We start from the raw sequence: 11535 nt of genomic DNA on the forward strand, positions 1-11535 counted from the left end.
GTCAGTGGACACGCCGACGGTCAAGGTTACGGGGCGCGGATCGGCCGGTCAAACCGGACGGCGCCGGTGGCTCACTCGGCAGGCAGCTCCACGAGAACGGCCTGGCTCTCCGCGCCGTCGGCCACCCGCTCCGCATAGCGGGCACCGGTCCGCGGGCACTCCCACAGGCCCGGTTCGCCCTCCTGTGCGACAAGCCGCTCCCCGGCCCGGCCGACCCAGCCGATGCGCCGGGCGGGAACCCCGGCCACCAGCGCGAAGTCCGGGACGTCCCGGGTGACCACGGCGCCCGCCGCCACCAGCGCCCAGCGGCCGACGCGTACCGGGGCGACACAGACCGAACGGGCGCCGAGCGAGGCCCCCTCGGCGACCGTGACACCGACGGCCTCCCAGTCGCCGCCGCGCTTGAGGTTGCCCTCGGGGTCGACGGAGCGGGGGTAGTGGTCGTTGGTGAGGACGACCGCGGGGCCGACGAAGACCCCGTCGCCCAGCTCGGCGGGCTCGTACACCAGGGCGTGGTTCTGCACCTTGACGTGGTCGCCGATCCGTACGCCCGTGCCGACATAGGCGCCGCGGCCGATGACACAGCCCGCACCGAGGCGGGCCTTCTCGCGGATCTGCGCGAGTTCCCACACGGTGGTCCCGTCACCCAGCTCGGCGCTCTCGTCGACCTGGGCGGTGGGCTTGATGGTGTAGCTCACTGTTGAACCTTCCTGTCGGCCGCCGGGCAGCAGCCGGTTGATCGTCCCCTTCGCCTGCGCCGGTCAGCCGCCGATGACGATACGGCGGACCCCCTGCCAGCGGGCCGGGTCGGTGGTGCGGCGGCCGTCGACCAGGACCGTGACGTCCGGGAGGTCGGCGGGGGTCAGTTCGCGGTACTCGGCGTGATCGGCCTGGAGGACCGCCGCCGTGACGCGCTCACCGGCATGCGGCGTCAGCCCGAGCGCCGAGAGTTCCTCCGCCGTGTACAGGGGGTCCGAGACATACGGGACGGCTCCGCGTGCCCGCAGCGCCTCGACGGTCGGGAAGACACCCGAGAAGGCGGTCTCCTTCACACCCCCGCGGTAGGCCGCGCCCAGCACCAGGACGTGCACCCCGCTCAGGTCACCGTAGGCGGCGGCCAGCAGGTCGACGGCGTACTCGGGCATCGCGGCGTTCGCCTCGCGGGCGGCGCGCACGACGGTGGCCTGCGGGTCGTTCCACAGGTACATCCGCGGGTAGATCGGGATGCAGTGCCCGCCGACGGCGATGCCCGGCTGGTGGATGTGGCTGTAGGGCTGGGAGTTGCAGGCCTCGATGACCTTCTTGACGTCGATGCCGTTGCCGTCGGCGAACCGCGCGAACTGGTTGGCGAGGCCGATGTTGACATCGCGGTAGGTGGTCTCGGCGAGCTTGGCCAGCTCGGAGGCCTCCGCCGTGCCCAGGTCCCAGACCCCGTTGGGCCGTTGCAGGTCGTCACGGGCGTCGAAGTCGAGGACCGCCTCGTAGAACTCGACACCGCGTGCGGTCGAGGCCTCGTCGATACCGCCGACCAGCTTCGGATAGCGGCGCAGATCGGCGAAGACCCGGCCCGTGAGCACCCGTTCCGGCGAGAACACCAGATGGAAGTCCTGGCCTGGGGTCAGGCCCGAGCCCTCGGCCAGCATCGGCGCCCAGCGGGTACGGGTGGTGCCCACCGGCAGCGTGGTCTCGTACGACACCAGCGTGCCGGGCCGCAGGCCCTGGGCGATCGACCGGGTGGCCGCGTCCATCCAGCCGAAGTCCGGTACGCCCGCCGCGTCCACGAACAGCGGGACGACCACGACGACGGCCTCCGCCTCGGCGACCGCGGCGGCCGTGTCCGTCGTCGCGGTCAGCAGTCCGGCGTCAACCGCCCGCTTGAGCCGGACATCGAGGTCGTACTCACCGGGGAACGGCTCGACCCCCGCGTTGACCAGCTCGACCACCCTCTCGTCGACGTCCGCGCCGATGACCCGGTGGCCCTTCGAAGCGAACTGCACGGCCAGCGGAAGCCCGATCTTGCCGAGCGCTACTACACAGATGTTCATGGACGGTCGCTACTTCCTTCTGGAACCGTTCGGCTTCGTGGCACCGCCCGGCTTCGGGCCGGGCCGTCGCTTCAGACGCCGGGCGAGGGTCGACTTCACCCGGGAGGCGAGGGACTTGTTCGGCGGGAACATCCGAGCCGTGACGATCACCACGCGCCCCTTGGTGTTCACCACGGCCGACACCCGGTACGGCTCCTCGTAGCCGCCCCATCGCCGGGCCAGCGGCATGGGCTTGTCCGTGCCGCGCACCGGGATCTCGTACGTCGAACCGGCGACATCGAGGTACACCCGGACACCCAGCCGGGCGGTACGCCGCTCCAGCGGGACGCTGGCGTGCAGCAGCGTGGCGGCGCCGTCCGGCGCGAGCTCGGTCGTGAAGTGGCCCACCGGCTGCGGCAGGTTGTGACCGGACTTCAGCTTCCTGGCCCCCGGCTTGTCCGCCGAGGCGGGCATGGCTCCGTTGACCAGGCGCAGCACGGCCCCGTCGACGTCGCCCAGGACGGGCACCCGCACCGTGGCCGTGTAGCTGATGCGCTCGCCGTCCTGTTCCCAGCCGGAGGCGAGCAGTTCGGTGCGGTTGGCGAGCCGGCCGGGCACCGCCTCGCGGACGAGTTCGTAGCAGCGGTCGGGCACGCCGACCAGAAGGCTGCGGAAGCCCGGGTAGCGCGCATAGGCGCGGTCACCGTCGAGGAAGAACGGCGGCGCTCCGTTCTCCTTCTCCGAGGTGATCGCCTCGCACAGCTCGTCGACCGCGCCGGCCTGCGCCAGGCAGAGCCGCACCCGGCGCTTCACGTCCAGGGCGTCGCGGATGCCGTCGGTGAGATAGCGGTCGGCCAGCCGCGCGATCCCCGCGCAGATCTCGCGCTGGATACCGCGGTCGAGGGCGGCGAAGTCGCCCTGGACGAGCTTGGCCAGCTCCCACTTGAAGTGCCGTAGCAGGATGGCGTCGCGCTGCGGACCGGCCTCGATGAGACCGGCCGTGTGGTCCATGATCTCCGCCGTGCACCGCAGCCGCGCCAGATGGTCGGCCCGATAGGTGATGTTGCCGGCGTCGCCCCGCTTCACCGCGTAGTAGCAGGTGTAGTCGGCCACCACCGAGATCTTCCGGGCGCGTACACAGGCCTCGATGGTGAACGGCTGGTCACTGCCCACGGGCAGGTGCTCGGGGAAGCGCAGCTTGTGCCGTTCGACCAACTCCCGGCGGAACAGCTTGGTGTTGGCGAGGGTGAAGGGCAGGGCGGAGTCGTAGAGGCTGACGTCCGGGTCGTTCTTCTTGTACAGCGCCTGGTGGACGTAGCGGCCGTTGGTGCCGACCATCTTGCCGACGACGACGTCCGAGCCGTGTTCGTCGGCGCAGTCCACCATGCGCTGGAGCGCTTCCTCGCCGAGGTGGTCGTCGGAGCCGACGAAGTAGACGTAGCGGCCGGTGGCGATGTCCAGCGCGCGGTTGCTCGGGGCGGCCGGGCCACCGGAGTTGGCCTGGTGGATCACCTTCACGGTGTCCGGGTACCGCTCGGCGAAGCGGTCGAGCTCAGGGCCGCTGTCGTCGGTGGAGCCGTCGTCCACCGCGACGATCTCCAGTTGATCCAGGCCGATGCTCTGCCCGACCAGGGAGTTCAGGCACTCCGTCAGATACGGCATGGTGTTGTAGACAGCGATGACGACGCTGACGGCGGGGGTGCTGGTCATCGACGGGCCTCCCCCGCGGGCCGGGGCGCGGCGCCGGACAGCAACCCGCTGTACACCGCGTCCAGTCGCTCGGCCTGTGCCTCCCAGGTCCACTGGTCGAGCAGACCGGGCGCGTCGTACGCGCTCCGGTACCGCTCGGTGTCGCTGAGAACCGACTTCACCGCACGCACGTAGTCCTCCAAGTCCTCGGCCCGGAACACCTCGCCCTGGCCCGTCTGTTCGACCATCGCGGCCATCGTCTTCACATCGCTGACCACCAGCGGCAGCCGGGCGTGGGAGTACTCGAAGAACTTGGTGATGAGCGCGATCTCATGGTTCGGCCAGTGGTGGATCGGAATGACCCCGACATCGGCCGTCGCGAGGAACCGCACCACCTGGTAGTGCGGTACGTACGGCAGGATGTGCAGCCGGTCGCCGACCCCCAGTTCCTCGGCGCGTGCCCGCAGCTTCCGCATGTACTCGGAGCGGGTGTTGAGCACCACGAAGGCGGTGTGCACCCCTGGCAGGGCAGGCAGGGACTCCACCATGATGTCGAGGCCACGCTGCGGGGCCGCGCTGCCGCTGTACACGGTGAGCGGAACCTCGCGGCCGATGCCGCACAGCTCCCGCAGGTCCGGGACGGGCTCGGCGGCCTGCTCCGGCGAGACCTCCCCGTCCGGGGCGTTGAGCACGAGAGTGGGGCGTGCCGTGAGGCCGTGCCGCTCCTGGAGCATCCCGGCGAGGGTGTCCGAGACCGTCGTCACGGCGTCGGCGTGCCGGGCGTACTCCCGCTCGTGCGCGCACTGGGCGACATGCCAGCGCGGGTGCGCGATCCACGGCTTGATGCCGGGCAGGAACTCATGGGCGTCCCAGACGAGTTTGACGTCCCTGCCCCGGGCGCGGGCGCGCAGCACGGCGCGGGCACCGACGCCCAGCATGCGGAAGTCGTTGGCGTGGACGAGGTCCGGCCGGAGCTTGTCGATGACGCTCCCGTAAGCCAGTTCGAAGTCCCACAGATGCGGGTCGAGTCTGCGCCAGGCGCGGACGCCCATGGTCTTGAGCCAGAACGCCGTCGTGAACCTGTCCAGGGCCGAGTCCATGGCCTTGCGCCGCTTCTCCAGCGCCACGGTCCTGCGGTACCGCAGGTTCACCCAGGAGTGCAGCAGCCGGGTGGTGAGCCGGGGCACCAGCAGCCGCAGCCGCCCGAGGGCCGACCCTTCCTGCCGGGCGAGGATCAGCCGGATGTTCAGGTCGGCGCGCCGGGCCCTGACCTTCTGGCGCCGGTAAGCGGCCAGCGGGCCGGGCCGGTACGCGAGCGGGGAGCGCAGCACGGCACGCCGGTACTCGTGGCGACGGCGGAAGAGCGGGCCGGGCACGGGCAGCAGCCGGACCTCGGCGTCGCCGATCCGCCAGGTCTGGCCCTTCTTGTTCTTCGCGTTACCGAGCAGGATGACGTCCCAGCCGGCCTCGGCGGCCGAGCGGGCCTCCTTCTGCACACGCGAGTCGCCGTTGACCCCGTTGTCGACGAGCATCACGATCCGGCCTCGCACCGGCCTGCTCGCAACGGGGTGGTTCTCAACTGCCATGAACGGCCAGCCCTTCCGGCTGAAGTGACACACTGCGGTTGTCCAGCGCCGACTCGAGCACCGCGGCGGCCACCTCCACCGTGCGCATGCCTTGGCGCAGGGTGCAGATGTCGGCGGGCTTGCCGAGGACCGCGTCCCGGAACAACTCGTGCTCGACCAGCAGCGGTTCGCGCTTCGGGATGGCGTAGCGGATCATGTCGCCCTCGGAGACGCCGCGGAAGGCCTGGAGGGCCTCCCACTCGGTCGCCACCGCGGCGTTGGAGTGGAACGTCAGGTCCGCGGTGAGGGTGTCGGCGATGAAGCAGCCGCGCTCGCCGGTGACGGAGGTGAAGCGCTCCTTGAGCGGGCTCAGCCAGTTGACCAGGTGGTTGACCATGGTGCCGTCGTCCAGGCGGCCGACCGCGGAGACCATGTCCTCGTGCGCGCGACCGCTCTTGGAGACGGTGTGCGCGGCGATGGACGCGTAGGCGCGGCCGGTCACCCAGCCGGTGAGGTCGATGTCGTGGGTGGCGAGGTCCTTGACCACCCCGACGTCCGCGATGCGGTGCGGGAAGGGGCCCTGACGGCGTGTCACCACCTGGTAGACATCGCCGAGTTCGCCCGCTTCCAGCCGCGCCCGCAGGGAACGCAGCGCCGGGTTGCAGCGCTCGATATGGCCGACACCGGCGACCAGACCACGCGACTCGAAGGCCTCGACCATGCGGCGGGCCCCCGTCACGGTGTCGGCGACCGGCTTCTCGACCAGCGCGCAGACACCGGCCTCGGCGAGCCGCAGACCGACCTGCTCGTGCAGGGCCGTGGGACAGGCCACCACGGCGTAGTCGACGCCCTGGGCGATGAGCGCGTCGACGGTGTCCAGGACCGGCGCGCCGTGCGCGGCCCCGTGCGGGTCACCCAGCGGGTCGACGACGCCGACGAGGTCCACGCCCGCCAGACCGGACAGCACACGGGCGTGATGACGCCCCATGGAACCGAGGCCGATGAGTCCGGCGCGCAAGAGTCTTCCGGAGGTCACCGCCGGTCCCCCAGCGCGTTCACGGCGGACACGATGCGCTCCAGGTCCCGCGCGGACAGCGCGGGGTGCACGGGCAGCGACACGACCTCGGCGGCGGCGCGCTCCGTCTCGGGCAACTCCCAGGTGCGGCCCGCCTTCCGGTCCGGCTCCCGGTACGGCGTCAGCCGGTGGATCGGGGTCGGGTAGTACACGGCATTGCCGATGCCGGCCTCGGTCAGGCGGGCCATGGCGGCGTCACGGTCCCCGCGCACGCGCACGGTGTACTGGTGGTAGACGTGCCGGGCGCCCTCGACGACCTTCGGCGTGACCACGTCCGGGGCGGTGATGTGCTCCGTCAGATACGCGGCGTTCGCGATGCGCCGCTCGGTCCAGCCCGCGAGCTTGGCCCGCTGCACCCGGCCGATCGCGGCGGAGACATCGGTCATCCGCAGGTTGGCGCCGACGATCTCGTTGGCGTAGCGCTGCTCCATGCCCTGGTTGCGCAGCAGGCGCAGGGTGCGGGCGATCTCCGCGTCGGCGGTGGTGATCATCCCGCCTTCGAGGCTGTGCATGTTCTTCGTCGGATAGAAGCTGAACGTTCCTGCAGTGCCGAAGGCACCGACCGGCCTCCCGTGCAGCGCCGCCGCGTGCGCCTGGCAGGCGTCCTCCACCACGGCCAGTGCGTGCTTCTCGGCGATGGGCATGATCCGGTCCATGGCGGCGGGGTGGCCGTAGAGGTGGACCGGCATGATCGCGGCGGTGCGCGGGGTGACGGCCGCCTCGACGGCGGCGGGGTCCAGGCAGAACGTCTCGGGCTCGATGTCGGCGAAGACCACGTCCGCGCCGACGAGTCGTACGGCGTTGGCGGACGCGGCGAAGGAGAACGACGGCACGATGACCTCGTCGCCGGGGCCCAGGCCGAGGGCGAGCAGCGTCAGATGCAGCGCGGACGTACCGGAGTTGACCGCGACGCAGTGGCGCCCGTCCACGAGGTCCGCGAACTCGGCCTCGAAAGCGGCCACTTCGGGGCCCTGGACGACCCTGCCGCTGCGCAGCACACGGACCGCGGCCTCGATCTCCTCCTCGTCGATGACGGGTCTGGCTGCTGGTATCGGCTCTTGGACGTCGGTCATCGACATCCCCCCTCCCCTATGGCGCCTCAGGGCGCACCACGTCCCGCAGCGCAGAACACCCCACCCCTAGAAGGTTCTTGCGAACGGGAGGCCACACGTCGTCGGTGGCTGAAACCGGCGTCACGCTACCAGCAAAGATATGAAGCGCGGGACACCGACCAGTTCGTCGGTGTCCCGCGCTTCTTCGCTCGCGGCGTTCTCAGGTGCCGGGGACGGGTCAGGCCTCGGGTGTGGCCGGAACGGTCGGTTCCTTCTTCGCCGTCTTCTTGGCCGCCGTCTTCTTCGCCGTCGCCTTCTTGGCCGTCGTCTTCTTCGCGGCGGTCTTCTTGGCGGCGGTCTTCTTGGCGGCGGTCTTCTTGGCTGCCGTCTTCTCGGCGGTGGCCTTCTTCGCCGTCGCCTTCTTGGTCGCGGCCTTCTTCGCCGTGGTCTTCTTGGCGGCGGTCTTGCGCGTCGCCTTCTTGGCGGGGGCCGGAGCTTCGGCCTCGGGCTCCGCGGGGGCCTCCGTCGTCGACGGGACGACCACGACCGCGGTGGCCTCGGACGAGGTGGGCGCGGTGGCCTTGCGGACGGCACGGCGGCGCGGACGGGCCGGGGCCGCGTCCTCGACGGGCGCGGGGGCCGGGGCCGGCTCGGCCGGAGCCTGCGGCGCGGGCTCGGCGACCGTCACCACGGCCTCCGCGTCCGAACCGACCGGTGCCGACACGCTACGGGTCGCCCGGCGGCGCGTACGGCCCTTGGGGGCGGCCTCGGCCTCGACCGGCGCGGCAGGCGCGGGTGCCTCGACGACCGGGTCCTCCGTCGCCACCGGCTGCGCCTCCGCGGCCTTCTGCGCCTTCGCCGCCCGCTCGTCCTTACGGGACTTCGGGGCACGCTCCTCGGTCCGCGGCGCACCCGCCGGGGCCGACGCCCGCCGGGTCGCCCGGCGCCGCGAACGGCCGCGGGAAGCGGCGGCCTCGGCCTCGGCGACGCTGCTGTACAGCTCCTCGTCGGGCGCGAACGCCGGTTCGGGCAGCGCGACCGGAGCCGCGGCCTCGGCGACCACCTCGGCCTCGGTCTCGACGGCCGGTGCGGCCACGGCCGTCTCCTCGACCTCCGTGACCACGGCCTCGTGCGTCTCGGGCTCGGCGGCGCCGCCCCGACCGCGCTTCTTGCGCTTGCCGCCACCACCGGTCGTGGCGGCCTGGTCCAGGTGCACGATCACACCACGGCCGTTGCAGTGGACGCAGGACTCGGAGAAGGACTCCAGCAGGCCCTGTCCGACGCGCTTGCGCGTCATCTGGACGAGGCCCAGCGAGGTCACCTCGGCGACCTGGTGCTTCGTACGGTCCCGGCCCAGGCACTCCAGCAGGCGCCGCAGCACCAGGTCCCGGTTGGACTCCAGCACCATGTCGATGAAGTCGATGACGATGATGCCGCCGAGGTCGCGCAGCCGGAGCTGGCGGACGATCTCCTCGGCCGCCTCCAGGTTGTTCCTGGTGACGGTCTCCTCGAGGTTGCCGCCCTGACCGGTGAACTTGCCGGTGTTGACGTCGATGACGACCATCGCCTCGGTCCGGTCGATCACCAGCGACCCGCCACTGGGCAGCCACACCTTGCGGTCCAGCGCCTTGGCGAGCTGCTCGTCGATCCGGTACGTCGCGAAGGCGTCGACCTCGCTCGTCCACTTCTGGAGCCGGCCGGCCAGGTCGGGCGCCACGTGCGAGACGTACCCGTGGATGGTCTGCCAGGCCTCGTCGCCGCTCACCAGGACCTTGGAGAAGTCCTCGTTGAAGATGTCGCGGACCACGCGGACGGTCATGTCCGGCTCGCCGTACAGCAGCGTCGGCGCGCCACCGCTCTTCGACTTCTTCTGGATCTCCTCCCACTGCGCCTGGAGCCGCTCGACGTCCCGGCGCAGCTCGTCCTCGCTCGCGCCCTCGGCGGCGGTGCGCACGATGACGCCCGCGTTCTCGGGGACGATCTTCTTGAGGATGGTCTTCAGCCGGGCCCGCTCGGTGTCGGGCAGCTTGCGGCTGATGCCGGTCATCGAGCCCTCGGGCACGTAGACCAGGTAGCGGCCGGGCAGGGAGACCTGGCTGGTCAGCCGGGCGCCCTTGTGTCCGATCGGGTCCTTGGTGACCTGGACGAGCACGGACTGCCCGGACTTCAGCGCGGACTCGATACGGCGCGGGCCGTTCGCCATCCCCAGCGCCTCGAAGTTGACCTCGCCCGCGTACAGCACGGCGTTGCGGCCCTTGCCGATGTCGATGAAGGCGGCCTCCATCGACGGCAGGACGTTCTGCACCTTGCCGAGGTAGACGTTGCCGACGTACGAGGTCGACTGCTCCTTGTTGACGTAGTGCTCGACGAGCACGCCGTCCTCCAGGACGCCGATCTGCGTGCGCTCGCCGCTCTCGCGGACGACCATCACGCGCTCGACGGCCTCGCGGCGGGCCAGGAACTCGGCCTCGGTGATGATCGGGACGCGGCGGCGGCCCTGCTCGCGGCCTTCCCGGCGGCGCTGCTTCTTGGCCTCCAGGCGCGTGGAGCCCTTGATGGACTGCACCTCGTCGGCGCTGTCCCGCTCTTCCTTCTTGCGGGGCTCGCGGACCTTGACGACCGTGCGCTCCGGGTCGTCGGAGGACGGCTCGGCCTCGACGGCCGTGTCACCGGCCCGGCGGCGGCGCCGACGGCGGCGACGGCTGGTGGCGCTGGAGGACGACTCGTCGTCGCGCTCCTCCTCCGCCTCCTCGACGTCCTCTTCCACCTGCTCGGCGGTGTCCTCGGCGTCCTGCGCGGCCTGCTCGGCGGCGACGTCCTCGGTCTCCGCGGACTCGCCCTCGGCGGCCTCACCACGACGACGGCGACGGCCACCGCGGCGACGGCGACGGCGCGAACCGGCCTCGCCCGCCTCCTCGGTGTCCTCGGTCTCGGCGGACTCCTCCGGCTCCTCGGCCTCGGCCACCTCTTCGGTGGTCTCGGGCGTCACGGCCACGGGCTCCTCGTCACGACGACGACGGCGGCGGCGCGTACCGGCGGTCTCCTCCTCGGCGACCTCCACCTGCTCGACGACCTCGGCGACCTCGGCAGCAGCGGCGGCGGCAGCGGCGGCCCGCTCCGGGGTCTGGAACATGGGCGCGGCGAACACCGGCGCCTGGAACGTGGGCACGGCGGGACGCGCGGGGCGCTGCGCGGCCTCGGCGGTGGTGGGCTGCGCGGGCTCGGAGAAGCCACCGGCGGCCTTACGGGTGGCACGACGGCGGGAGCGGCGCGGAGCGGCCTCCTCGACGACCGGCTCCACCTCCGGCGCGGCGGCCACGGGGGCGGGAACCTCGGCAGCCTCGACGGCCTCGACCGCAGCGGCCTCTTCGGCGGGCGCGGACACCTTGCGGGTGGCGCGGCGGCGGGAGCGGCGCGGAGCGGCTTCCTCAGCGGCAGGAGCCTCGGCAGGGGCCTCGGTCTCCTCCGGCGCCTCGACGGCCGCAGAGGCCTCGGCCTCCACCTCGGCCTCGGTCGGCGAGGTCACCTTGCGGGTGGCACGACGACGCGTACGGCGGGGAGCGGCCTCATCAGCGGCAGAGGCTTCTTCCTCAGCGGCAGGGGCTTCGGCTTCGGCGGGCGCCTCGGCCTCCACCGGGGCGTCGACCGGCGACGTCACCTTGCGAGTGGCCCGACGGCGCGCACGACGCGGTGCCGCCTCCTCGGCAGCAGAGGCTTCTTCCTCAGCGGCAGGGGCTTCGGCAGGCGCCTCGGTCTCCTCGACGGCCACAGCGGCCTCGGTCGGCGACGTCACCTTCCGCGTGGCCCGACGGCGCGCACGACGCGGCGCCGCCTCCTCGGCCGCGGGAGCCTTCTCTTCGCTCTCGGCCCCGGCGATCTCCGTGGCCGGTATGGCAGGCGCCACCGCGGTCACGACCTCGGTCGTCGCGGCATCGGCGGCGACCGTCGGCGGGCCCGCCGGACGCGACGCGGCACGGCGGCGGCGACGCGGAGGCAGGGTGTCGCTGGGGGTGTTGTGTTCGGAACCCTTGATGGGCTCGGTCGGTTCGAGCATGCGGGCGTTTCTCCCGTCAGGCTCCCGGGCGCCGCGCCTGGTCCGGCCTTGGCCGGTGACGTCCGCGGCTCGCGCG

The 11535-nt window shown here is 72.0% G+C and carries 7 protein-coding genes; all 7 read right to left on the reverse strand.

The window, feature by feature from the left end; translation table 11 throughout:
• Positions 1-71: 71 nt before the first annotated feature.
• Positions 72-698 (reverse strand): acyltransferase, encoded by a 627-nt coding sequence (locus tag ACZ60T_RS22225; RefSeq protein ID WP_469667425.1) that lies wholly within the window; start codon positions 696-698, stop codon positions 72-74.
• Positions 699-761: 63 nt separating this feature from the next.
• Positions 762-2045 carry a nucleotide sugar dehydrogenase gene (locus ACZ60T_RS22230; RefSeq protein ID WP_469667426.1) on the reverse strand — a complete coding sequence of 428 codons (1284 nt, stop codon included), beginning with the start codon at positions 2043-2045 and terminating at the stop codon, positions 762-764.
• A gap of 9 nt (positions 2046-2054) precedes the next feature.
• Positions 2055-3734: a glycosyltransferase family 2 protein gene (locus ACZ60T_RS22235; protein ID WP_469667427.1), complete on the reverse strand. Its 1680-nt coding sequence runs from the start codon at positions 3732-3734 to the stop codon at positions 2055-2057.
• Entirely contained in the window at positions 3731-5299 is a 1569-nt protein-coding gene (locus tag ACZ60T_RS22240) for a glycosyltransferase family 4 protein (protein ID WP_469667429.1), read from the reverse strand. The genes ACZ60T_RS22235 and ACZ60T_RS22240 overlap by 4 nt, the downstream gene beginning before the upstream one ends.
• Positions 5289-6314: a Gfo/Idh/MocA family protein gene (locus ACZ60T_RS22245; RefSeq protein ID WP_469667430.1), complete on the reverse strand. Its 1026-nt coding sequence runs from the start codon at positions 6312-6314 to the stop codon at positions 5289-5291. Before ACZ60T_RS22245 ends, ACZ60T_RS22240 begins: the two co-directional genes overlap by 11 nt.
• Complete coding sequence (locus tag ACZ60T_RS22250; RefSeq protein ID WP_469667431.1) at positions 6311-7426, reverse strand: DegT/DnrJ/EryC1/StrS family aminotransferase; 1116 nt, start codon at positions 7424-7426, stop codon at positions 6311-6313. The genes ACZ60T_RS22245 and ACZ60T_RS22250 overlap by 4 nt, the downstream gene beginning before the upstream one ends.
• A gap of 217 nt (positions 7427-7643) precedes the next feature.
• Positions 7644-11459 (reverse strand): Rne/Rng family ribonuclease, encoded by a 3816-nt coding sequence (locus ACZ60T_RS22255; protein ID WP_469667432.1) that lies wholly within the window; start codon positions 11457-11459, stop codon positions 7644-7646.
• Positions 11460-11535 lie beyond the last annotated feature (76 nt).

The organism is Streptomyces sp. NPDC104371 (assembly GCF_055583785.1).

Bases quoted from the DNA above. Each gene is read 5' to 3' on its own strand.
- ACZ60T_RS22230 (WP_469667426.1), bottom strand. From the start codon at position 2,045: ATGAACATCTGTGTAGTAGCGCTCGGCAAGATCGGGCTTCCGCTGGCC.
- ACZ60T_RS22235 (WP_469667427.1), bottom strand. From the start codon at position 3,734: ATGACCAGCACCCCCGCCGTCAGCGTCGTCATCGCTGTCTACAACACC.
- ACZ60T_RS22240 (WP_469667429.1), bottom strand. From the start codon at position 5,299: ATGGCAGTTGAGAACCACCCCGTTGCGAGCAGGCCGGTGCGAGGCCGG.
- ACZ60T_RS22250 (WP_469667431.1), bottom strand. From the start codon at position 7,426: ATGACCGACGTCCAAGAGCCGATACCAGCAGCCAGACCCGTCATCGAC.
- ACZ60T_RS22255 (WP_469667432.1), bottom strand. From the start codon at position 11,459: ATGCTCGAACCGACCGAGCCCATCAAGGGTTCCGAACACAACACCCCC.